At 58.4% G+C, this 22,376-nt stretch carries 18 protein-coding genes and 1 pseudogene; 6 read left to right on the forward strand and 13 right to left on the reverse strand.

Going from position 1 to position 22,376, the window contains the following annotated elements; all coding sequences use genetic code 11:
• Nucleotides 1-498: 498 nt before the first annotated feature.
• The 5 genes and pseudogenes from IEN85_RS20450 to IEN85_RS20470 form a co-directional block, all read right to left on the reverse strand.
• Nucleotides 499-2,517 carry a TonB-dependent receptor plug domain-containing protein gene (locus IEN85_RS20450; RefSeq protein ID WP_191618963.1) on the reverse strand — a complete coding sequence of 673 codons (2,019 nt, stop codon included), beginning with the start codon at nt 2,515-2,517 and terminating at the stop codon, nt 499-501.
• A 631-nt stretch (nt 2,518-3,148) separates the two neighbouring features.
• Nucleotides 3,149-3,400 (reverse strand): annotated as a pseudogene (locus IEN85_RS25040) (fibronectin type III domain-containing protein); the annotation flags it as partial.
• Between the two features lie 398 nt (nt 3,401-3,798).
• Nucleotides 3,799-4,977: a pyridoxal phosphate-dependent aminotransferase gene (locus tag IEN85_RS20460; protein WP_191618965.1), complete on the reverse strand. Its 1,179-nt coding sequence runs from the start codon at nt 4,975-4,977 to the stop codon at nt 3,799-3,801.
• Nucleotides 4,978-5,055: 78 nt separating this feature from the next.
• The gene (locus tag IEN85_RS20465) at nt 5,056-5,613 is read right to left on the reverse strand and encodes a peroxiredoxin-like family protein (protein ID WP_191618966.1); all 558 of its coding nucleotides are present in this window, start codon (nt 5,611-5,613) and stop codon (nt 5,056-5,058) included.
• Nucleotides 5,614-5,908: 295 nt separating this feature from the next.
• Complete coding sequence (locus tag IEN85_RS20470; RefSeq protein WP_191618967.1) at nt 5,909-6,421, reverse strand: CHRD domain-containing protein; 513 nt, start codon at nt 6,419-6,421, stop codon at nt 5,909-5,911.
• Nucleotides 6,422-6,746: 325 nt separating this feature from the next.
• Between IEN85_RS20470 and IEN85_RS20475 the strand changes: the two genes are divergently transcribed.
• From IEN85_RS20475 to IEN85_RS20485, 3 genes are all read left to right on the forward strand, one after another.
• Entirely contained in the window at nt 6,747-7,964 is a 1,218-nt protein-coding gene (locus tag IEN85_RS20475; protein ID WP_191618968.1) for a methyl-accepting chemotaxis protein, read from the forward strand.
• A 124-nt stretch (nt 7,965-8,088) separates the two neighbouring features.
• On the forward strand, nt 8,089-9,633 hold the full coding sequence (locus IEN85_RS20480) for a cryptochrome/photolyase family protein (protein WP_191618969.1): 1,545 nt from the start codon (nt 8,089-8,091) through the stop codon (nt 9,631-9,633).
• Between the two features lie 107 nt (nt 9,634-9,740).
• On the forward strand, nt 9,741-10,295 hold the full coding sequence (locus tag IEN85_RS20485; RefSeq protein WP_191618970.1) for a glutathione peroxidase: 555 nt from the start codon (nt 9,741-9,743) through the stop codon (nt 10,293-10,295).
• Between the two features lie 247 nt (nt 10,296-10,542).
• Here the strand turns inward: IEN85_RS20485 and IEN85_RS20490 are convergent, their stop codons facing one another.
• The 7 genes from IEN85_RS20490 to IEN85_RS20520 form a co-directional block, all read right to left on the reverse strand.
• Entirely contained in the window at nt 10,543-10,848 is a 306-nt protein-coding gene (locus IEN85_RS20490) for a hypothetical protein (protein ID WP_191618971.1), read from the reverse strand.
• 182 nt (nt 10,849-11,030) lie between these two features.
• Nucleotides 11,031-12,542, reverse strand: a complete 1,512-nt coding sequence (locus tag IEN85_RS20495; protein WP_191618972.1) for a hypothetical protein — start codon at nt 12,540-12,542, stop codon at nt 11,031-11,033.
• A 164-nt stretch (nt 12,543-12,706) separates the two neighbouring features.
• Complete coding sequence (locus tag IEN85_RS20500) at nt 12,707-13,108, reverse strand: hypothetical protein (RefSeq protein WP_191618973.1); 402 nt, start codon at nt 13,106-13,108, stop codon at nt 12,707-12,709.
• Nucleotides 13,109-13,167: 59 nt separating this feature from the next.
• Nucleotides 13,168-13,563 (reverse strand): hypothetical protein, encoded by a 396-nt coding sequence (locus IEN85_RS20505; RefSeq protein WP_191618974.1) that lies wholly within the window; start codon nt 13,561-13,563, stop codon nt 13,168-13,170.
• Nucleotides 13,564-13,655: 92 nt separating this feature from the next.
• A complete protein-coding gene (locus tag IEN85_RS20510) occupies nt 13,656-14,210 on the reverse strand; it encodes a hypothetical protein (protein ID WP_191618975.1) in 555 nt (184 codons plus the stop codon).
• A 112-nt stretch (nt 14,211-14,322) separates the two neighbouring features.
• On the reverse strand, nt 14,323-14,682 hold the full coding sequence (locus IEN85_RS20515; protein ID WP_191618976.1) for a hypothetical protein: 360 nt from the start codon (nt 14,680-14,682) through the stop codon (nt 14,323-14,325).
• Nucleotides 14,683-14,751: 69 nt separating this feature from the next.
• Nucleotides 14,752-15,219 carry a hypothetical protein gene (locus IEN85_RS20520; RefSeq protein WP_191618977.1) on the reverse strand — a complete coding sequence of 156 codons (468 nt, stop codon included), beginning with the start codon at nt 15,217-15,219 and terminating at the stop codon, nt 14,752-14,754.
• Nucleotides 15,220-15,557: 338 nt separating this feature from the next.
• On the opposite strand from IEN85_RS20520, the gene IEN85_RS20525 reads away from it, so the two are divergent.
• From IEN85_RS20525 to IEN85_RS20535, 3 genes are all read left to right on the forward strand, one after another.
• Nucleotides 15,558-16,307: a RecA family protein gene (locus IEN85_RS20525; protein WP_191618978.1), complete on the forward strand. Its 750-nt coding sequence runs from the start codon at nt 15,558-15,560 to the stop codon at nt 16,305-16,307.
• Nucleotides 16,308-16,466: 159 nt separating this feature from the next.
• Complete coding sequence (locus IEN85_RS20530; RefSeq protein WP_191618979.1) at nt 16,467-17,987, forward strand: DNA polymerase Y family protein; 1,521 nt, start codon at nt 16,467-16,469, stop codon at nt 17,985-17,987.
• Between the two features lie 114 nt (nt 17,988-18,101).
• Nucleotides 18,102-21,551, forward strand: a complete 3,450-nt coding sequence (locus tag IEN85_RS20535) for a DNA polymerase III subunit alpha (protein ID WP_191618980.1) — start codon at nt 18,102-18,104, stop codon at nt 21,549-21,551.
• A 131-nt stretch (nt 21,552-21,682) separates the two neighbouring features.
• Here IEN85_RS20535 and IEN85_RS20540 read toward each other — a convergent pair whose 3' ends face one another.
• Nucleotides 21,683-22,354 carry a spermidine synthase gene (locus IEN85_RS20540; RefSeq protein ID WP_191618981.1) on the reverse strand — a complete coding sequence of 224 codons (672 nt, stop codon included), beginning with the start codon at nt 22,352-22,354 and terminating at the stop codon, nt 21,683-21,685.
• Nucleotides 22,355-22,376: the final 22 nt, after the last annotated feature.

Genomic DNA, 22,376 nt, shown 5'->3' on the forward strand with positions numbered 1-22,376 from the left:
CAGTGACGCAGGACTTCGTCGCTGTTCTTTCGAAGAAGAAAATTTCTCCAAGCAACAGTGGGACCCGCAGCCGAGAGGCTGCGGGTTCTTTGCGTTTTTGGGGGGACGCGGGCATGGCAGCGGGTCCGAACATTGTAAAAAACTGTGTAAGCGGCCATCTTAAGGCTGGCTTAAGGTTGGCTTTGCTAGGGTAGGGCTACTCCAAATCGGACCTTAAAAATTCTCTTTTGTAACTGACTTATGAATACGAAATTTTCAGCTCCTATGCCGTTCGCGGCTCACCTCAGGCTTCCAGGGTCTCCGTTGAGTTTTTTCCCTCGTTCCGAGCAATCCCATTTGACGGATATCGCATGCGGGCGAGTGGACTTGTCGGGGCGCATGTCATTGGAGTGGACTAAAGGCCCGAGCGGGTAATCCAGGCGAGCCAAGCGCGTCGCAAGATGAACGACGCGGAGGCGCGTACCTTGTTCTTTTCCGAGCGTCCTGAGGAATTGCCTGCTACCAGCGGATTGTGTAGGTGGCGGTGATGGAGCGTCCGGGGTTGGGGGCTCCTCCGGGCAGGATTGATTGGCTGGCGGTGTAGTAGGTCTTGTCGAAGGCGTTGTGCGCTTTGAGGCTGATCGTATCGCTGTTGCGGATACGATAGCTGAATGTGGCGTTGACGGTGGCGTATCCGGGCAGCTTCTCGTGTTGGCCTGCGACTGGGCTGGGGTTGCGTTGGCTGGAGTGGTAGACGGCTCCGAGGTTGATGTTCCAGTTTTCGGCGCTTCGGTTGTAGGAAAGGGACGCCAGGTTTCGGGAATCGCGGAAGCTGCTTTGGGGAAGGTCGAAGAAGTGGGTGGCGCTCAGGCGGAGGGTGGAGTGTTCGCCGAGCTGAAGAAAGGTCTCTGCCTCGATCCCGCTGCTGCCTTCCTGGTGGGCGTTGCGAAAGGTGCGGATGTCGTCGACGAAGGTTTGCACGATGGCGTCCCGAAAGGTGTTTTCAAAGAGGCTGACGCTCGCGTAAGCGTTTCTCCAGTTGCCGCCGAGGATGAGCTCGGTGGTGGTGACGGTCTCGGGCTTGAGGGCGCTGTTTCCGGTTTGCACGTTGTTGGTCGACTCCACTCGTTCCGAAAGTTTTGGGGTTCGGTAGGCTTCGCCCCAAACGAGCTTCAGGAAGGCGCTGTCGAGGAAGGGATGGACGTATGCGACGCGGGGGCTGAGTCGGGCGGAGGCGTAGGAGAAGTCGTCGTAGCGAAATCCGAGGGTGAGGGTGTTGGAGTTGGCGAAGGTGTTCTCGAACTGGAAGTAAGTGCCGAAGATGTCGTCGCTGCGCTTGTCGCTATCGGAGATGGAGAGGAACTCCCCTTGGTAGTAGTCGACCGGGAAATCGGATTGGGAGAGGGCGGCGATGTCGTAGTTCCCGAGGATGCCGTTGGGTTCCAGCTGAGGGTTTCGGTACTCGATTCCGAATACGATGCTTTGGTTCGAGTTTGAAGCGTAGCTGCCGTCGAGCCGGAACCAGGGTTCGTACTCCTCGACTTTGGCCTTCAGTATGACGGGTTGATCGCTGCTGGGCTGGCTAATCGAGGCGAGGGCGCCGAAGGGAGTGGTCTGGGTTTGGGTGAAGGTTTCTTGTGCCTTTAAGCCGGCCGAGAGCTTGAGGGAGTCGAAGAGCTCGCTGGCGAGGGCGTGCTCGAAGGAGAGCATGGAAAAGTCTCGACTGTTGCGGTTGATCTCAGGGCTGAGGTTTCCGGCGATGAGGAAGGAGTCGTTTTTACGCTCGGCGTGCAGCAGGGAGAGGGAGGTGGCCCCCAGGGAGAAGTGCAGGTCTACGTCGACTGTCTGGTGGGGAGTCCGCGCGAGCTGCTGCTGGCCGGTGAAGTTGTTGAAGAGGCGGAAGGATTCGCCGTCGCTGTCGGACAGGTTGGCGTGCAAGCTGACGGTGAGCCCTTGGGCGTTGCTTTGGGAAAAGTTAGCTTGGGCGCTGACGGTCCGGTGAGAGCCGATGGAAACGCTGAGATCGTTCCGCTCGCGGCTGCTGGTCAGGTTGATGACTCCGAGGAAGGCGTTGGAGCCGTAGAGGGAGGAGGCAGGGCCACGCAGGAATTCGACTGTCTCGATATTGGCGAGGGAGAGGCCGGGGATGCTGCTAGACTGGCCGCCAGAGGTTGCGTTGTCGATGCGGCGCCCGTCGAGCAGGACGATGACCTCGGAGGTGGAGGTGCCGATGGCGCGTCCTCGGGCCGAGTAGGGGGTGGCGAGGGAGCTGTCTCCGCGCTTGGCGGATTGGTAGCCGGGGGCGAAGTTGAGCAACTCCTCGAGGGTGCTCAGGCCCATGTTGTTGATTTCTTGGGAGTTGAAGATGGTGACGGAAGCAGGGACGGTATTCAGTTTCTTGGGCGAAATCGTAGCGGAGACGACTTCCATGTCCAAGAGCTCCTCCAAGGAGAGCTCCATGAGGTCGGTCGATTCCTCGCCCTGGCTCGCGGCGGGGGAGAGTGATAAAAGCGCTAGGATTAGAAAGCGTTTCAGCACAGGCGTTTGTGAGTTTAGGCGAAAGCAAGGCAAAGGGGTAACGTCTCTCGGAAAAGAATACGTACGCTGTTGATTATTTCAATGCCCGGAGTGAAGTGTTGCTGCGGGGCGGCTAGAAGCTATGTCTGCTGGCCAGCGAGAGTTTCAGTCGGAAGAAGCGAATTCCTTCGTCGCGTGGGAGCTGGATGCTCTCCCAGCGGTGCAGGTCGGTTTCGCTCGTGATCCTTTTGCGCAGCGGTAGGTCGAACCAGTGTTGCATGTCGGCAGAGCCTTGGAGAACGGTCTCGATGCCGGTGGAATATTTGAAGACCGCTCGCTCTATAGTGTGGGTCTCGATTCCGTCGAGGAGTCTCGTGGAGGGGGTGGCAAGGAGGGTAAAGTCCGGTGAGTAGGGGTTGATTCCGTGGACGTAGCAGAGAAGGTTGGAAATTTGGGCGCCGTTGAGTGAACTGCTAGGCTCCCCTTCGATGCTGGACAAAAGGGCAGAGGTCGTACCGGTGACGCGGATTTCCGCGCTCATTTGGGGCTCGGGGGGAGGCGGTGAGGAGGAGGCCGTTTGGTTGGCGAGGAAGCTGGAGATCCATTCCTCGTAGCTGATGAGGACAGGCAACTCGAATCGCGAGGTGTTGGTGTAGCCCGAAACGCCGAAAGCGTTATAGGCTTGGACGCGGTAGCGGTATTCCACTCCCGAGACGGTATCCGTGTCCTTGAAGGAGGTGGTATCGCGGGGGAGCGATGCGATACGGCGGAATGGAGATCCGTTTTCCGAACGTTCGATGTGGAAGCCATCCTCGTTGTCCGAGTTGTCTTTCCAACTCAAGCTGGCGCTGGCCCAGCTCGGAGTGGTGATAGCGGTTAGAGCTCCCAGGAGGAGCAACAGCATCACGATGTCTTTGCCGCAGCGAATGCGGCAGGGACTTGAGGATATCGTCTTTATCGGCGATCTGGTAAACTGGAGGATCTAGTAACGTAGTGGAATGCCTGAGGTTGCAGGCTGGAGGAGGGGTATTGCTACGGCTGCTCAGGTCCATCTCAAAGTGTCCAGATTCGCGGATTATTTGTAATTTATTTTTAACTACGTGTAGGGCCCTAGGAGATTTTGACAGCAGCGGTTTTACTATCCAGAGCGAGAGGTTTCTGTAGTTATTTTTTTGGGAACTTTTTTCGTTGAGCTGAGTCGCGGCGCTGTAATTGGAGAATGGGTACGAAGCTGCCTCTTCTCGCTTCCCGCTCGAAAGGCTCAGGATCGGTTTCAAGGATTTGTATCCGGATTTTGGTGCTTCAGCGCTTTGACCGCTGCATCCAATCGGAGTCTGCGAGTCGGAGGAGCCGTTCGCCAGCAGCGATGAGGGTTTCCTCCTTTTTGGCGAAGTGGAAGCGTATGAAGCGATGTTCAGGCTCCCGAAAAAAGCTGGAACCGGGAACTCCGGCTACGCCTAGCTCTCTTGCGAACCACTTTGCAGCTTCTGTGTCGTTAGGAAAACCGAGAGAAGAGATATCGACCATGACGTAGTAGGCTCCTTGTGGCTCGGTAAAGGGAAGGCCGGTTCTTCGGAGGTAGCTGAGGAAAAGCTCTTTCTTGCGAGCGTAGAGGGCTTGGAGCTCCTCGTAGTAGGAGTCGGGCAACTCGAGTCCAGCAACGGCTGCTTCCTGTAGGGGCGCGGCCGCTCCAACGGTTAGGAAGTCGTGCACTTTTCTCGCTTGGGCGATGACCTCCGGGGAGGCTAGCACGTAGCCGAGCCGCCAGCCGGTGATGGAGTAGGTCTTGGATAGGGAGTTGCAAGTGATGACGCGTTCGAAGGCTCCGGGCAGCGAGCAGGCGTAGGTGTGGACGTGAGGTTCGTAGACGATGTGCTCGTAAGGTTCGTCGGTGATGACGTAGGCGTCGTGCTGGGTGGCGAGGTCGAGGATTTCGGAGAGTTCTTCGCGGGTGAAGACTTTGCCGGTGGGGTTGGATGGGTTGCAGACGATGATGGCCTTGGGTTTTTGCTCGAAGGCTGCGACAAGTTCGTCGCGAAGGTATCCAAAATCCGGAGCATTCAGGGTGACGTAGATCGGCTCCGCCCCGGAGAGGATCGCGTCGGCGGCGTAGTTTTCGTAGAAGGGAGAAAAGACGATGACCTTGTCGCCCGGGTTGCAGGCGGTCATCATGGCGACCATCATGGCCTCGGTGCTGCCGCAGGTGACGACCAAATGCTGGTCGGGATCTACCTCAAGGCCCGTGTTGCGGGTGATCTTTTGAGCAAGCGCTTGCCGGAATCGTGGAGCGCCCCAGGTGACGGCGTATTGGTGGTAGGGCCCGCGGGTGGCTTGCTCGAGGGCGCAGAGCACTTCCTCGGGTGGGTCGAAATCGGGAAAGCCTTGTGAGAGATTGATGGCGCCGCAGCTGTTGGCGAGGCGGGTCATTCCGCGGATGACGGATTCGGAAAACTGGGAGAGGCGGTCGGCGGGAGATGGCATGAAGGAGGGATATAGGGAGTCGCTCCTTTCGAGGGAAGGGATAAGTTTCCTCTTTCGGGAGGACAGGCTAGCCCGAGGTCATCCGCGTTCCTGGACGCTTGCCGCGTCCACCCCCTGGGCGATAGCGAGGAGTTCCTCGAGGCTCCACTGGTCGTAGGCGTGGGTACCGTACTTGGCGGCAAGGAGGATTCCCGAGCGGTCGATCAGGAAGTCGGCCGGCAATCCAAGGGGGCCGTTTCGCAATGAAAAGCCGAGTCCTTGACGGAGAACGCCGCGAATCCCTTGGAGCATGGCTTGGGGGTGGAGCACGCTGAGAAGTGAGCTCTCCACGCCGAAGTCGCGGTAGCGTTTCTTGCTGGGGTCGGCGATTACGGGAAAGGGTAGCTGGGAATTGAATTTTAGGAGGGATTCTACGCTCGAGTGGAAGAAGACGATTTCCTGGATGCCTGATCGTTGCAGGCGATCGTTCGCTGAGGCGAAGCTTTGGAGATGGAGGTTGCAGATAGGGCAGCCTGCGAAACGTCGGAACTGCAAGTGGGTGAAGCGATGGTGCGGCGAGGGAACGTGGGTTGTTGCGCCGTCAATGGTTTCGAGTTGCAGGTTTTTGAGTTGGGTACCGGGGGCAAACTTGGGCATGCCTGCGAGAGCAGACCGGTATCCCTTTTATTCCCTTTGGGTTTAATACTTCGAATCTTGCTTCGACTTTTGAGGTGGATCGGCTTTGGGCGCTTCGCTTTGTCGGCAAGCCTCGGTACCGAAGACGATTTAGCGTTGGCGTCTTCGGGGAAGCCGCGCCACCTGTTTTTAAACACCTCGCAGCCGCTCCGGCAGTCGACGAAGTCGAGAGCTTGCTCCGACGATCTTCATTCCAAAAAAAAGTCTCCTCCGGCCCGAGCCATTGCTGCGGACCGGAGGCGGATATCGGTTGGTACTAAGCTGCTTCGGCCTCCTTTTTGCGGAGGCGACGGGCGGCAATCATGCAGAGGCCGATAGCGAGACCGCCGACCGCTGCGGCGGAGGTGTCGGGAACCGCATTGGCTACCTGACCGCGGACGGCGCCAGCGGGGTATTCTTGGGTGTGGATATTCAGGTAATAGTCTTGCGGGGCCGCTAGGATGTTGGCAGCCACGGGATCGATGGCGCTGCCCCAGAGCATGCCGTCGAAGTTGAATACGACGGGGCCGTTTTGGCCGGCGGGCGCGTTGTGGATGTGGAAGCCGATGATGGGCACCAGAATGTTGTCGGCCCAGAAGCTCCAGACGATCTCGTTGGTGGCTTGGTCTATCTTCAAGGTGCCCCAGGCGGTGCCGTCTGGGTCGCCCGGGCTTCCAACTTCGCTGGCTCCATCGAGCTCCACGTAGAATTCGGTGTAGTGTAGGGCGCTTGCGGTTTGGGCAACAGTGAAAGCTGCCAGGGCGAGAAGGGTTGTGATGTACTTTTTCATGTCTGCGTTGGTTGTCGTTGTCGTTTATGCCACTTGGGCGACTTACAGGGACCTTCGCACGAGCAAGGGAAGTGGATCCCAGCTTTTCAGAATCTTTTTACCTCCAGGAGCTCTGGTTCCGCCTTTATTCGCATGACTGATGGGATCTGTGTGTTTCTATGAATAATATTCATTGGATGCCCCTTTTAGCGCTCAAAGATGAGCAGATTAGAATCTGTAAAGTGCACTATCTTAAGCAGTTAGCGTTCAAATTTACACAATCGTGGAAAACCATGAAAAACGCTTAAAGCTGCCTATTCGTCTGACGTAGCTTTCAGGCGTAGTTATGGATTCTTACAAAATCGCAGAAAGCCATTCTTTGGATACAGTTGGTCCCGCCCATGGGCTGTCTCCAGACCAGAACGACTCGGACATGAGTTTGGACCGTATTTCGGACCTCGCCCGAGACTTGAACAGCAGCATCGGCCAGGCGATCGATTTGATCACCAACGTGAACGTGCAAACGCGTCTGCTGTCCTTTAACGCTCAGATAGAAGCGGCTCGAGCAGGAGGTTCCTCGGGAGCTGCTTTCGCTGTAGTTGCCCAAGCAATACAAGAGCTCTCCGACCGTACATCCAAAGTCGCGAAGGACATGAACGAGGAGACGCAGGGCACTATCAAGGAAGTGGATCATATTTCGGAAGTGATGGCTTACCGGATGTTGGGTACTCGCCTGCGGGACTTGGCTCTCAACAACATAGACTTGATCGACCGCAACCTATACGAGCGTACCTGCGACGTGCGTTGGTGGGCCACTGACTCTTCTCTGGTGGACGCTCTTAGCCATCGGAGTCGAGAGGGCATGGACTTCGCCTCGCGGCGTATGGGAATCATCCTTTCTGCCTACACTGTCTACTACGATCTCGTTCTCACTGATTTGGACGGGAAGGTGGTAGCCAACGGAAGGCCAGATCGCTACCGAAGCGTCGGGGCTGACGTGTCCGAGAGCCAATGGTTCCGCTCGGCCAGAGCGACGTCCAACGGGGACGAATACGGCTTCGAGACCTGTCACCGCTCTTCCCTTGTCAACGGCGAGCGAGTCCTGGCCTACTCGTGCGTGGTGCGTGAGGGAGGAGAATCGACCGGGCGACCCTTGGGCGTATTGGGAATATTGTTCAATTGGGACGAGCTGGCTCAGGTCATCGTGGAGCGTACGCCGCTTCCGCAAGAGGAGTGGAGCCGTTCCCGCGTTTGCATCGTTGATCAAAGCGGTAAGGTTCTTGCGGATACGAAGAACTCGAATGGTAACGAAACATTGGATACGGAAATAACTTCTCTGTTTTCCGAAGAGCGAAACTACTCGATGATCAATACCAGCGGAAAAGCTTCGGTTGTGGCCCATGCTGCGGCCCCCGGTTACGAGACCTATAGCACCGGGTGGCACTCGATCATTATCCAGGAGCGGCCGGAGCGAAACAACGCAAAGTCCAAGACAAGCACTCGTTCCCGTTCCAGCCGCTCGGCGTTTACGGGCGAGCTCTCCAGCCTCGTGCAGCTGGCTTAAGGGCGCATTTGCGAAAGGCCTTAGCCGAGAGGGTTGGAGCGCTTCATCGAGGAGACGCTGAGGTTGGAATCGATCCGGCTGCAGCCTGCATTTGTTAGGCGACGCGGCTCGTTCGCCTTTTCCGATGTCCTCGAAAAAACGGAGCCTCCTCGTTGTCTTGGGCGATCAGCTCTCTGATCGCTTGAAAGCCTTCTCATCCTTCGACGCCATATGGATGGCTGAGGTCACGGCTGAGTCCACCCATGTCTGGTCCTCCAAGATTCGCATCGCCCTGTTCTTATCGGCCATGCGCCACTTCGCAGAAGACCTGAGGAAGCGGAAGGTGGAGCTCCACTATCGTCGCCTCGACGACGAGCCGCGCTGCGAAACCCTGGGGGAAGCCTTGCAGGCTTTTCTCGAAGAGAGCGACTTTGAGTCGGTCCGCGTGACGCAACCGGGGGATTGGCGGGTGCTGGAAGAGCTGAAGGCGGCATGCGAGGCGGCGGGGCGAGACTTGGAGGTGGTTGAGGACGATTCCTTCTACGCGACTCTCGAGGAATTTTCCCAGCATGCGGAGGGCCGCAAGCAGTTGCGCATGGAGTACTTCTATCGCGAGATGCGAAAGACGCATGGGGTGTTGATGGAGGATGGAGAGCCGGTTGGAGGAAAGTGGAATTTCGATGCCAGCAATCGCAAGGCCTTTGGAAAGGAGGGACCGGAGCGACTTTTTCCGCGGCAGCGTTTCGAGCCAGGCGAGATCACGCGCGAGGTGATCCAAATGGTGGATACGAAATTTTCCGAGCATCCCGGAGATCTTGAACACTTCGACTGGCCGGTGACGCGAGCTGACGCCCTGCGGGCACTCGAGAGCTTCATCCAGGGCGAGTTGGCTCAGTTTGGGGCTCACCAAGACGCGATGTGGATGGGAGAGCCTTACTTGAACCACTCTTTGCTGTCTTCGTCGATCAACCTGAAGCTGCTCGACCCCAAGGAAGTGGTAGCGGCGGCCGAGCAAGCCTATCGAGACGGCAAGGTTCCGATCGAGTCGGCGGAGGGATTCATCCGACAAATACTCGGCTGGAGGGAGTACGTGCGCGGAATCTACTGGGAGTACATGCCAGGCTATTTGCAGCGCAACGAGCTGGAGGCCCAGGAGCCTTTGCCGGAGTTTTATTGGAGCGGAGACACGGAGATGTCATGTATCCGGGACGTGGTTACGCAAACGATGAAGCACGGATATGCTCACCACATCCAGCGGCTGATGGTCACGGGCCTTTATGGATTGCTGCTCGGAGTGGATCCCAAGGCAATGCATGATTGGTACCTTTCCGTTTATGTGGACGCGGTTGAATGGGTGGAGTTGCCGAACACCCTAGGAATGTCGCAGTACGCGGATGGCGGGGTGATGGGGTCCAAGCCATACGTGGCGTCGGGAAAGTACATCAAAAGGATGAGCAACTACTGCGAAAAGTGTCGCTTCGATCCGGACAAGCGGAGCGGGGAAGGTGCTTGCCCGTTTACGGTCTTGTATTGGGACTTTCTCGCTCGCCATGAAGAAAGCTTGAGCGGCAATCCGCGCATGAGCATGCAGCTTCGCAACTTGAAGCGTTTGTCGACCGATGATGTAAACGAGATTCGCAAGGCCGCCAAGGGTATCAGGGAGGCGAACCGGGCTGCGGGCGGAAGTTGAGGGCTCGGTTTAGGGGTCGCACGCATTTCCCGTTTCTTGTTCGCAATCGTACGCGGATGCGACCGTTCTCAAGGTAGAGCCAATTCAAACCATTGTTCTGCTTTTTTATGAAACTTGCACCTGTCTTCCTTGCCGTCTTTTTCGCTATGACTGCCCATTTGTATGCCGCTCCTTCGATTTACGATATTCCCTTGGTCGACATCGACGGGAACGAGACCACGCTGGCGAAGTATAAGGGGAAGACGCTGTTAATCGTGAATGTCGCCTCCAAATGTGGTTACACCAAGCAGTACAAGGGGCTGGAGGCGCTCAACGCCAAATACGCAGACAAAGGTTTGGTGGTGCTCGGCTTTCCTTGCAACCAGTTCGGCGGGCAGGAGCCGGGAACGGAAGAGGACATCAAGGAGTTTTGCTCGCTGACCTACGGGGTCAGTTTTCCCATGTTTTCCAAGATCGAGGTGAATGGGCCCGACCGTCACCCGCTCTACGAAAAGCTGGCAGGGGAGACGTCGCCATTTCCAGGTCGCATCGGTTGGAACTTCAGCAAGTTTCTCGTGAACGGCGAAGGGGAGATCATCAATCGATTCAGCTCCGCTGTTGCTCCCAAGTCAGACAAGCTGGTTGCGGCCATCGAGAAGTCGCTGGCGGAGTCGGAAGGCTAGTGACATGTCATGTGTCAAACGTAGCGCCGAGATTCAGCCGGCGACCGCATAGAAGGATCTACTCTCTGCGGCCCCTGGCTGAATCACAGCGCTACGTTGCAGGCGACATTCGATCCGTGACAGGACACTCGAGCGTTTTTCGTATGATTTGAAGCGGAAAATCGCGTGACAAGCATGCTCCCACATGAGCTTGTTGTGACGAGTATGCGACGGGATAAGCGAAAAATTCACTAGGCCCGCCTTTCGTTCAGCTTTCGCTTTGTTGGAATCCTGGGTGAGCAGAACCCGGGATTTTGCCTTGCATGAGCGCTTCGTTCCGTTGCTCGGGATTGAGTTCGTCCCAGTGGATGTAGAATCCATCGCCTTGGGCAGGGGGATGGGAAAGCTCGAAGCTCTGACCGCTATGGCTCGAGAGGAGTCCGCTTGCGCTGCCATCTTCGTACGCGACCCAGACGCTGAGGCGGGTGTAGCTGTGAGGCGTATCTCGGCTTTTGCTTTCTTGGCAAAAGAACCAGTTGTCGGCTTGGGTGATGGAAACGATCTTCTTGCTCATGAGTTGGATAGTTGGATGACGAGGCGGATAGGAGACTGAGATTGTATCGGAGGTTGTGGGAGCCTGCTTGTCACGCGAAAAAGGAGGCGCGAAGTTGCTTCGCCCTCGTGTGACAAGCGCTCTCCCACTGCTGATGTTCGCATGGAGATCGCAGCGATTGCGACAGTCTTGCCGAGGCAGGGCTAGGGGGTCTTGACCTTGATGCGTTCCGTACGTGGATTGCGGATACGGACCCGGCCATCTGGCATGAAGGTGACGCCTTCCATGTCGGCGGCGTATTGGGAGAGGATGTGGTCGACGGCAGCGGCTTGTTCCTGGCTAGCTTGGGTGCCGAGGCTGTCGAGGTTGCGTTTAAGTCCGATCAAGGCGCGTCGCCGATCCTTTTGCTCCTCGAGCGCTCCGATGGCTTGGGCGTAGGGATCGAGGCTGCCGCCCTCTTGCATGCGGCTGCGGGAAAGGGTTGAGATCATGGAGGCCTGAGCGGTTGGGTCCCCTTGGCTAAAGGCGAAGGTTTCCGCTCCATCGAGGTCATTGCGGCTCCAGTAGTGGATGGCCTTGGAGAAGGTGCGTTGGCGAAGGGAGGAATCTTCCATTTCTTGCACCATGGCCATGGTGGTCTCTGGATCAGCGGCGATCAGGTCGGCGGTGAGGTCGAAGAGGGTCTTGTCTCTTTCAGGAGCGTAGGCCAAGGCATCGAAGACTTCGTCGACTTCGAAAGCTGAAGACGAGCGTAACCAACTTCTGGCGACGCTGGTAAGGGAGCCTTCTACGTTGGGGTCGCCTTGGTTTTCGAGAGCATAGGCGAAGGCTTCGGCTCCGTCTCGTTGGGCCCAGCTGCGCAGCAGGCCGTGCATGGAGCTTTTGGCGAGACTGGGATCGGGTAGGGTGTTGATGGCGTCGAGCGAGCTGTTGAAGTCGAAGTCGGACCAGGCGTCGAAGAGGGAAGCCATGCTGCGTTCGCGGAACGTGTCGTCGGGAATCTGCAGCGACATTTCCAGCATGGCTTGGAAGGCTTCGGTGGACTGCTGGCTGTTGGCAAGGCTGCGGAATTCCCGGTCGCGGCGGTTGCCTTGCAGGTCGTTGATCATGTCAAGGGCGCTTCCGAGATCGGTTTGGGAAACCTCGGCGATGACGGAGCGGAGGTCGATGCCACGGATGGCTCCCTTGTTGGAAGCTGCGAGCAGGGCGGCCCAGGCGGCGTCGGGTTCGTTCCTGGCCCAGCCGGCGGCGAGAGGGCCGAGGCTTCGCAAGGCATTGGGACCTTCGTCGGAGAGCAGGGCGATGAAGCCAGCTTCTCCGTGGTATTCTCCGAAGGCCTTGAGGAAGGTCTCGCGTTGTTCCCGCTTGGCTGGTCCATCGGGCAGGGCTTCGATTTCGGTCCAAAGCAGCAAGGCTTGGTCGATTGGAGTGGAGGGAGCGAACTGGGCGATCTTGCGGTCGATTGCTAGCGACTCCGGAGACCTGTCTGGGGTTGGCGTAGGCTGAGACGCCGAGGTGTTGCGCTCGGGGTGCGGGATGCTGAGGTCGGCAAAGCTGTCGGGAGCGGAAGACCCTGCGAGAGGCTTTTCTTCGTGTGGCAGTGACGCTTGCGCGCTCTCCGCTCCAGCGGCAAAGCCACGCTTGTAAACGTAGGGCAAGGCGCTGAGGAGGCCGATGATAAGGACGGCAGCGAGGTAACCAAAAGTGGATTTCATTGGGGGGATTCCGGTGGATGTTGATCACTCTTGCTCGAGCGAGTTCTGGACGGGCAGACTATGGCAACGCTTCGAAGCTACGAGGGTCGAGATTCTGGGAGCAGGCTAGGTGCTCCTGAGAATGGGTCAAGAGGCTCGTTGATGGTTGAACCGCTGCGTGTGGGCTACTTCTTAGCGCGGAGGTAGGCATCGAATTCAAGGAGCTTCTTCGTGGCGAAAAGCACGGCCACGAGCCAGAGGAAGCCGAAGCCCACTCGCCCGGTGGTGACGAGATTATAGATGAACAGGACGCAAAAGAGTCCAATGGCGACAAGTCCGGTCTTGGTGGCGTTTCGCTTTTCTAGGACAATCATCACGGATACGGCAACGAAGAGAATAACGAGGGCGCCTAACATGAACCTGATGAAGATGTCCATGGGGGCGTATTGACTGGAAACTGCGAATAGCAGGGCGACGCCAAAGAAGATCCCTGCCGCGAACCCCTTGGAGTCGAAGGCGGAAGACTTGCTTTCGCTGTGCAGCTTGCCCAGTCGTCTCCGCTGATTTTTGTCGGTGAGTCTGCCCATGGGTAGTGGAATCTGTTGGAAACGGATATGCTATTTCTGTGCCACCAGGGCCTGCGCTTTTACTTCACCCTTGTTTCGTGTTGGATGCTGCCGTCGATGGGGGATTTGAAGGAGTAGCGTTCGTCGGTGATTTCGGTGATCTCGCAGGTGACGTCGGGCTGCTCTTCCGGGATGCTGGGGTGTCCGATGACTTTTCCTTTATAGGTCATTTGCCGGCCTTCCAACTTCCAGGTGCCCTCGATCCTGATGCTGTCGATCGCCTCTCCGTCGTAGAAGATGGTGGAATTGTCGGAGAAGGTGCCGTCCTCTCGGTAGATGGTATAGCCTTCGTAAGTCCTGCCGTCGGGAAGTTCGTAGGCGTGGTACCATTCCCCGTGGAGCTTGGAGGGATCGAGGATTCCGCCTTGGGTGAAGGTGACGGCGAGGAGGGCGATTGCGAGAAGGGTGGAGGGCATGGGTTGTAGGTGAGATTGAGTGAGAAGAGGTTTGGCGTTCGTGTTGTTGGTTCCACTTGAAGCGACTTCGGAGAAGCCGCGCCGCCTGGGAGCTAGATTTCCGTTTCCAGCAGAAGGTGGCTGAGGAGGGTGTCGCCCGTTTGCCAAGCGGATTCCCATTCGCTCTGGGGAGCTTCGAAGATGTAGTACCAGAGGGTACCGGTTTCGTCGTTGGCGATGAAGAGGTTGTGCACGACGACGTCAGGGACGTTTGGCTGGCTATCTAGGAACCTGAGGGTGAAGGCTTTGAAGGCACCGGCGTTGCGGGAATCGGCGAGCAGCACCTTTTTGCTCTTTTGCATCTGCTCGATCATGGCCAGGGAGTACTTGCTGGGGGCGAGTCCGGTGCTCTGCTTGACCTGCTTGATGACGTTCAAGGAAAGGCCGGTGTCGAACTTGCCCTCTGCTTCAATGTTTTCTTTGGATACGAAGAATCCGTCTGTGTTCTTCCCGTGTTGGGATTTGAAATGCCATCCGATGGGGACGAGGAGGGCGGATTGCTCGTCGAGAATTTGTTTCCACCTGTATCCATCGGGTGGATTCGGAAGTTCAATTCCTTGGGCGATGGGGATTGCGAGGAATGCGAGGATGAGGAGGATCCGAGGCATGGCTTTTTTAGGGGATATTGGTTGGAGGAGGGAAGCTGTACTGTTTTTCGCTTTGATGAAAAGCTACCGTATTATTTGCGGGGTCGGTCCGGTGCAGCCCTGCCAGTATATTTTAAGAAGGCTTCTTCGTAGGTTTTTTGCTCCCTGAAGTCCAGATGACGATAGAGTGGGACGTTCCAGTGAAATGGCTTCCTTCGGCGGCTTCGTATTGGGCCTCTCGCCAAGCCAAAACTTCGTAGTCGCCCTCTTTGGCTATTTGAGCAACCAGCGCTTCGCAGAGTAGCTTCGCGTCCCTGTCGTCAGAGGTGTTTGTTGAGCGTGAATCGACCTCGATGTGGTAGACTCCTGTTTCAAGTTGGCTGTATCCTGTCCGGGGTGGCGGTACTTTGAATTGAGGGGTGGTGGGAGCAGCTCTGCTGGTGGTTGCAGAGATTGCGCAGAGCAGCGCTGTCAGCAGGAGTTGGATTTTCATGGGGTGTGGGTTGCTTTGCCGTCGTATGATACGTGAGGCCTCCCTATTTTGGTTTCCTAGGAAATTCGTTCAGAAGACGGTCAGGCCAAGATTGCTGAGATAGGAGTAAAGGGCTTTTGACTGGTAGAGGTTTATCATCGCGGGAAACGATTTTCCATTTCGCATCTCGAAGCGGAGGGTGACATGCCGCCCAGGGGTTGCATCGCGGCTGACGCCTACTATATCTTGGCTTGCGTATTCAACTTTTGGAGCGAATCGGTAGCTTATGCGAATTGTTTGGCCATTGAAGTGGATGGTGCTCGGATAGCTTAGTAGGCTTTTCGTGAATACGAAAAGGTATGCTGTGAGCAAACCGAGCAGGATGGCTCCGAAGACGATGCCCTTGAAGGCTGCACCGTTGGCAAGCTGGGCGTAGGGGCTGAGCTGGAGGAAGACGATGGAAGCGAGGAAAAAAGGGATGGAGAGAGCAAGGCCGGGGATGATGGCCTTGGTCGCGGAAGTCCCGAGGAATCCGGTAATAGGGTTATGGAGGGTCATTGGGAGAGTATTTGGATCCTTTGAGCTGAAGGTTAGGAAAGCGGTGGGAGTTGGCAAGTGAGTCTTTCTTCTTAGGGTTTAGCCCTCCTTTGTTAGATGATCGGAACGGTTTAAAGGCCAGGGGCGGCGCTTGTTGCCGTCCGCGTCGGGTTGAGCCTTGTTCTGCGGCGCACGGGAGAGGCGTCTTCGGAGAACCCGCGCCACCTTTTGCGACTCGCTAAAAAGGCCTTGGACGGCGGATGTCCGAGGGGGTGGTGTAGCTTGGGTGGGTGACGGTCGAAGCGGGCGAGGTAAGTTTTTTTGAGGGGCAAATTCTTGGGGATGAAGAGCCTAGGAATTTGGCGGATTCGCAGGCCTTTGGCGGCGTTGACGCGGCTGCGGGAATGCAGTGGAATGATGGCATGGCGACCGCTCGTGCAGATGCTGAGTCGGCCAGTCTGGAGCAAGCCTTTGATGGGCTGGGAGTTGAGCGCGTGGCGCCGGCTGAATCGGAAACTCTAGGGACTGGTGTCGACTCGTTGGACGAAGCCCTGGAAGGGGGCTTGCGCTCGGGGCTGCTCACGGAGCTGGCGGAGAGCGGGGCCAGCTCGGGCGGGCAGGTGCTCTTGCTGCACTTGTTGGCGGCCATGCGGCGGGCTCAGCGTTTTGTGGCTTTGGTGGATGGGGCGGATGGCTTCGATCCGCAGTCGTCGCCGCCGGAGTTGCTGGAGCATTTGCTGTGGGCTCGCTGTCGCAGCGCGGGGGAGACCATGAAGGTGGCGGACGCTTTGCTGCGGGACGAGAACCTAGGTATGGTGCTGGTGGACCTGCGGGGCTGCGGGGAGCGGGAGCTGCGACGGGTGAAGGCGGCGGACTGGTACCGCCTGCAGCGCCTAGCGGAACGGTCGGGGGCCTTCGTATGCGTGTTTACGCCGCAGGCGATGATCCCGAGCGCTCAGGTTCGGGTGCGTTTGGATGGGCGGTTGTGTATCGGAAATATGGATATGAGTGTGCGGGAGCTGGGTTGTGAGTTGGAGTTCGAGGTTTTGCGCAAGCGGACGCGGGAACGGGGCGGGTTTGCTCAGTTGGTGAGAAGGGCTGTGGGATGAAGCTTTTCTATTTGTGTGTTTTGAATTTGGATACGAGGAGGATGCAAGGTGTTCGCTGTATTGCAGATTCCTAGGCTGGCCTTGCAATCGGTTTTGAGAGGGGACGTGGATCGGGTTGCTGGGAGTCGCGGCGCGAGGCCGCTTCCTACGGATCGGGTTGTGGGATCGCGACCAAGGTCGCTCCTACCTGTTGTGGTGGTGGATGCGGAGGCGCGGAAGCCGGTAGTGCTAGAGGCGACGGCGGAGGCGGAGCGGGAGGGCGTGCATGCGGGGCTTTCGGTGCCGCAGGCTTTGGCCCGTTGTCCGGAGCTGGTGGTGCGGCATCGCTCGCGGCAGGCGGAAGCCTCGCTGGAGGAGCTGTTGTTTGCCTTGGCCTATTCTTTGTCGCCGCGGGTGGAACGGGATGGCGCGGGGGAAGTGCTGGTGGACCTGAAGGGGGCAAAGCTGGAGGAGGCGCTGCAGCGTTGCGGGCAGATCGTGGCGGAGCTGTCGGCAATGGGCATTTGCGTGGGGATTGGCGTGGCGGAGAGTTGCGTGGTGGCGGCGTTGGCGGCGAAGTCCTTCGACTGGGCTCAGGATGCCCTTGCGGGCAGAGTGTTGTTGGTGGGAGGGGAGAATCGCGTGACGAGCACGCTCCTACAGAAAGACAAATCGCCCGCGGAGCGGCCGATCCACTATGTGGGCTTGGCGGAGTTTGTGGAGGGTTTGCCGATTGGGGATGTGCCGTTTGGAGCGGATCCCGCGTCGCGGGCTCGATTGTTGGATGTATTGAGCAAGTGGGGGGTGCGTACGGTGTCGGCTTTTGCGAAGTTGAAGCGGGCGGCGGTGGGGGCGCGGCTGGGCGTGGAGGGGCTGCGGCTTTGGGATCGGGTGACGGGCAAGGAACAGCGGGTGGTGGCGGTGGCGGAGCTGCCGGCGGAGTTTGAGGAGTCGTGGGAATTTGAATACGACGTGGATTCGGTGGATCCGCTTTTGTTTTTGCTGAGGCGCTTTTTGGACACGCTGTGCCTGCGGATGCGGGTGGCTCACAAGGTGGCGGCCTTTGCTCGGGTGGAGCTGGGCTTGGCGTATGGGGAGCCGCTCGTGGTGGAGCAGAAGTTGCCGGAGGCCACGGCGGACGAGGGGGCTTTGTTTTCGCTGCTGGCGGCTCGGCTGGAGGAGGTGGAGACGGATTCGCCGGTGGCGAGGATTTCTCTTTGGCTGGAGGTTGTTGACTTCAAGCAGCGGCAGTTGGGCTTGTTCGAGAGTAGCTTGAAGAATCCGTATCGCTTCACGCAGACCTTGTCTCGGGTGGCGGGGATCGTGGGTGAGGATCGAGTGGGGCGTCCGGTGTTGGAAGAGGATGGACGTCCGGATGGGGTGAGGATGGAGGAGCTGCCGGCTGCGGTGCCGCCGGTGGGCGAGCTGGATTTGGGGCGGATGTTTGGCATGCCGCTGCGGCGGTATCGGCCGGGCTTGGCGGCGTCGGTGGAGTTCCAGGGGCGTCAGCCGATTTGGATACAGTGCGAAACGGTTTCCGGCTTCGTGAAGGCGGTGCGTGGCCCGTGGCTGAATTCGGGGCATTGGTGGGAAGAAACGGGGAGCTGGAACTGCGTGGAGTGGGATGTGGAGCTGAATAAGGGGGGCGTGTATCGGATTTGCAAGGACGCGGATGGGTGGAAGGTGGAGGGGAATTATTAAAACTCTTCTTCTGCTTCTTCATCTTAATCTCCTTCTAAAATGGAACGGAAGAGATGGGAAGCGAGTAGGAGAGGGTTGTGGAGATGAAGATTAAGATGAAGAAGGAGAAGAAGATTGGGTAGTTATGTTGAGTTGCATGGGCGGTCGGCGTTTTCGTTTTTGCGGGGGGCGTCGCAGCCGGACGAGTTGGCGGAGGCTTGCGCGGATCGGGGCGTGGGGGCGATGGCTCTTTGCGATCGGGGCGGCGTTTATGGTTCGGCTCGCTTTCATACGGCGTGCCGCGAGTTGGGACTGAAGGGGATCGTGGGCTGCGAGCTGCCGATGGCGGATGGTACGGCGCTGCCGGTTATCGTTAAGTCGCGGGTGGGGTATCAGAATCTTTGTCGTTTGCTGACGGATACGCACTTGGGTTTGGGGGATGATCGGGGTGGTGGTTTCGCGACCAAGGTCGCTCCTACGGATCGGGTTGGACTATCGCGGCACAAGGCCGCTTCCCACAAGGAGTTGAAGAAGGGGGAGGGGCGTGTGGCTTGGGAGGACTTGGCGGGGCGGGTCGAGGGGCTGTTGGCTTTGACGGGGGACGAGGAGGGGGTGTTGCGTCCGTATTGGGAGCGTGGTGACAAGGATGGGATGCGGGAGCGGGTGAGTTCTTTGCGGGATGTGTTTGGCGAGGGAAATGTTTTTGTGGAGTTGCAGCGGCGGCATGAGAGGGGCGAGGAGCGACTGGTGTCGGGGCTACGTGACTTGGCGGCGGCGGAGGGCTTGCCGCTGGTGGCGACGAATGGGGTGAGCTATGCGCGGCCGCAGGGACGGGCTTTGATGGATGTGTTTACCTGTTTGCGGGAGAAGGTGAAGTTGGACGAGGCAGGGGGCTTGTTGAGCCGGAACGGGCAGCGGTTCGTGAAGGCTCCGGAGGCGATGCGTTATCTGTTTCGCGATATTCCGGAGGCGGTGGAGAATACCTTGCGCATTGCGGAGCGGGTGGAATTTGGCTTGGAGAATTTGGGCTATCAGTTTCCGAGCTATGAGGTGCCGCGTGGTGAGTCGATGGATACGTTTTTGCGCAAGGTGGTGTTTGCGGGGGCGCGGAAGCGGTTTCGCGGGGAGCCGAACGAGAAGACGCGGCGGCAGATGGAGCATGAGTTGGCGGTGATCGCGAAGCTGGGGTTTTCGGGCTATTTTTTGATCGTTTGGGATTTGGTGAACTTTTGTCGGGACAATGGCATCATGGCTCAGGGGCGGGGCAGTGCGGCGAATAGCGTGGTGTGCTTTTGCTTGGAGATCACGCCGGTGGATCCGGTGGGGGCGGGCTTGTTGTTTGAGCGTTTTTTGAATGAGGAACGGCGGAGCTGGCCGGATATTGATATCGACTTGCCGAGCGGGGAGCGGCGCGAACAGGTGATCCAGGAGGTGTATCGGAGGTATGGGCGCCATGGGGCGGCGATGACGGCGAACGTGATCACGTATCGGCGCAAGAGCGCGACGCGTGAGGTGGGCAAGGTGTTGGGCTTCGAGGAGGAGTTTTTGGGGCGGTTTTCGTCGCTTTTTGGCAGCCACAACTACGAGCATGGGGTGGGTTTCGAGGAGCAGCTGGAGAAGTCGGGTATCGCGAAGGAGCATCCGCGAGCGAAGGCATTGTCGGCCTTGTGCGTGCAGGTGCTGGGCTTGCCGCGGCACTTGGGGCAGCATTCCGGCGGGATGGTGATTTGTCAGGGGGCTTTGGATACGGTGGTGCCTTTGGAGCCGGCGTCGATGCCGGGGCGTTCCGTGTGCCAGTGGGACAAGAATGACTGCGAGGATTTGGGAATCGTGAAGGTGGACTTGCTGGGTTTGGGGATGATGGCGGTGATGCAGGACACGATTGAGACGCTGAATCGTAAGGGCGTGGATATCGATATGGCTCGTATCCCGAAGGATGATACGGCGACGTTCGAGATGATGCAGCGGGCGGACACGGTGGGTGTCTTCCAGATCGAGAGCCGGGCTCAGATTGCGACTTTGCCGCGCATGAAGCCGAAGTGTTTTTATGACGTGGTGGTGGAAGTGGGGATTATTCGGCCGGGGCCGATCCAGGGTAAGATGGTGCATCCGTATCTGGAGCGGCGGGAGGATCCGAGCAAGATTGAGTATATTGACGAGCGCTTGGTGGAGGTGCTGGAGCGGACGCTGGGGGTGGCTTTGTTTCAGGAGCAGATCTTGAAGGTGGCCATGGTGATGGCGGACTTTAGCGGCGGGGAAGCGGAGGAGCTGCGGCGGGCGGTTAGCACCTTTAGTACCAACGAGAAGCGGATGAACAAGGTGCTGGGCAAGCTGGTGAAGGCGATGCGGGATCGGGGCGTAGAAGAGGAGAAGGTGAAGAGCGTGGTGCAGTCGGTCTCGAGTTTTGCGCATTACGGCTTTCCGGAGAGCCATGCGATCTCGTTTGGCTTGTTGGCTTATGTGAGCACGTATTTGAAGTGTCACTACCCGGAGGAGTTTTTTGTGGGGCTGCTGAACAATCAGCCGATGGGCTTTTATTCGCCGGCGACTTTGATCCAGGACGCGAAGCGGCGGGGGATCCGGGTGAGAGCGGTTTGCGTGATGGAGTCGCGGTGGGAGTGTGTTGCGCAGTGGAAGGGTGAAGGTGTAAGGGTTGAGAGTGAGGGGAACCACGGATGGACGCGGATGGGCGCGGATGGGGATCGGGATGCTCGGGGAGATCGCGTGACAAGCACGCTCCCACAGGATCGGGATGTGGAAGAGATCGCGGCACAAGGCCGCTTCCCACGGGGTCGGGATGATGCGGCGTGGCGCGAGCGCCAGCCCTACGGGGATGGGGTTGGTGCTTTGGTTGAGGGATCGCGACCAAGGTCGCTCCTACCTGGGGAGATTCGTTTGGGTTTGGTGATGGTGAAGGGGCTTTCGCGGGAGAAGGGGAAGGCGATGGTGGCGGAGCGGGATCGCTTGACGTTTCGTTCGTTGAAGGATTTTCGCTTTCGCACGCGGTTCAATAAGGAGGAGCTGCGGCAGCTGGCTTCGATCGGGGCCTTGAATTGCTTTTGCGGGGATCGGCGCAGGGCGCTTTGGGAGGTGGAGTCGCTGTTGGACGAGGATGACTTGTTTGCTCGGGTGGAGGAGCCGGAGGGGGAGGGCTTGAGCCCCTTGGAGGTGATGACACACCTGGAGCGTTTGCAGGCGGACTACGCGGGGGTGGGCGTGACGGTGGGCACGCATCCGATGGCGTCGCTGCGAAGCGAGTTAGGAGGCGTTTGGCGCGCGTGCGATTTGGATACGACGCCGAATGGGGCTCGGGTGAAGATTGCGGGGCAGGTGATTTGCCGTCAGCGGCCGGGCACGGCGAAGGGCTTTGTGTTCATCTCGATGGAGGACGAGACGGGAATTTCCAATACGATTGTTTTGCCGCAGCTTTTCGAGAAGTGTCGGCTGACGATTACGCAGGAGAAGTTTCTAGTGATCTCTGGCGTGCTACAGCGTCAGAAGGGGGTGACGCATGTGAAGGCGGATCGTATCGAGGCCTTGGTGACGGGGGGCGTGCCGGCGGCGCGGAGTTATGATTTTCACTGAGGGGACGAAGAGATGAAGGTGGATCCGGTTGCTTATCGCGTGACAAGCACGCTCCCACGGGTGGGATTGCGTTTATCGCGGCATAAGGCCGCTTCCCACGTGATCGCGACCAAGGTCGCTCCTACAATGTGCTACTTGGTGGCTTGGTAGAGGAGGTAGGCGGCGCGTTTGGCTCCTTCGTGGACTTTGGCGGGGATGGCTTTGACTTGGAAACCGGCTTGCTTGAGGCGGGCGGCGAATTTTTCGTCGGGACCGGCGGACCAGAAGATGGCGCAGCCACCGGGCTTGAGCACGGACTTGATGGTGCGGACTCCGGATTTTGAATACAGGTTGGCATTGCCTTTTTGCACCATGGCGACGGGGCCGTTGTCGATGTCGAGCAGGAGGCAGTCGTAGCTTTCGGGTTCGGCTTTGCGGATAACGGCGGTGGCGTCGGCGACTTGGAGTTGCACGCGGGGGTCGTCGAGGCATTTGCCGTTGAGCTCTCGTAGGTGCTCGCGGTTCCAGTCGATGACTTCGGGGGCGAGCTCGAGGACTTCGATGCTGGCGTCGGGGCCTGCGGCTTCGAGGGCGGTGGCGAGGGTGAAGCCGAGTCCGAGTCCGCCGATGAGCAGGCGGCTGGGCTGGTCTTTGGGGAGCGATTCGCCGCCGAGCTTGCCGAGCAGCTTTTCGGAAGCGGCGGCCTTGGAGTGCATGAGCTCTTGGCCGCTGAAGTTGATGGAATAGGCTCCGTCTTGCTCGTAAAGGGCGAGCACGCCTCCGGTGGCGGGACGGGTTTCGGCGAGTTTGATGCGTGGTTTCAAGGAGAAGCTTGGTTAGGTGCTA

It is taken from the genome of Pelagicoccus enzymogenes (assembly GCF_014803405.1).
GTDB lineage: Bacteria > Verrucomicrobiota > Verrucomicrobiia > Opitutales > Opitutaceae > Pelagicoccus > Pelagicoccus enzymogenes.

Bases quoted from the DNA above. Each gene is read 5' to 3' on its own strand.
- IEN85_RS20460 (WP_191618965.1), bottom strand. From the start codon at position 4,977: ATGCCATCTCCCGCCGACCGCCTCTCCCAGTTTTCCGAATCCGTCATC.
- IEN85_RS20465 (WP_191618966.1), bottom strand. From the start codon at position 5,613: ATGCCCAAGTTTGCCCCCGGTACCCAACTCAAAAACCTGCAACTCGAA.
- IEN85_RS20470 (WP_191618967.1), bottom strand. From the start codon at position 6,421: ATGAAAAAGTACATCACAACCCTTCTCGCCCTGGCAGCTTTCACTGTT.
- IEN85_RS20475 (WP_191618968.1), top strand. From the start codon at position 6,747: ATGGATTCTTACAAAATCGCAGAAAGCCATTCTTTGGATACAGTTGGT.
- IEN85_RS20480 (WP_191618969.1), top strand. From the start codon at position 8,089: ATGTCCTCGAAAAAACGGAGCCTCCTCGTTGTCTTGGGCGATCAGCTC.
- IEN85_RS20485 (WP_191618970.1), top strand. From the start codon at position 9,741: ATGAAACTTGCACCTGTCTTCCTTGCCGTCTTTTTCGCTATGACTGCC.
- IEN85_RS20490 (WP_191618971.1), bottom strand. From the start codon at position 10,848: ATGAGCAAGAAGATCGTTTCCATCACCCAAGCCGACAACTGGTTCTTT.
- IEN85_RS20495 (WP_191618972.1), bottom strand. From the start codon at position 12,542: ATGAAATCCACTTTTGGTTACCTCGCTGCCGTCCTTATCATCGGCCTC.
- IEN85_RS20500 (WP_191618973.1), bottom strand. From the start codon at position 13,108: ATGGGCAGACTCACCGACAAAAATCAGCGGAGACGACTGGGCAAGCTG.
- IEN85_RS20505 (WP_191618974.1), bottom strand. From the start codon at position 13,563: ATGCCCTCCACCCTTCTCGCAATCGCCCTCCTCGCCGTCACCTTCACC.
- IEN85_RS20510 (WP_191618975.1), bottom strand. From the start codon at position 14,210: ATGCCTCGGATCCTCCTCATCCTCGCATTCCTCGCAATCCCCATCGCC.
- IEN85_RS20515 (WP_191618976.1), bottom strand. From the start codon at position 14,682: ATGAAAATCCAACTCCTGCTGACAGCGCTGCTCTGCGCAATCTCTGCA.
- IEN85_RS20520 (WP_191618977.1), bottom strand. From the start codon at position 15,219: ATGACCCTCCATAACCCTATTACCGGATTCCTCGGGACTTCCGCGACC.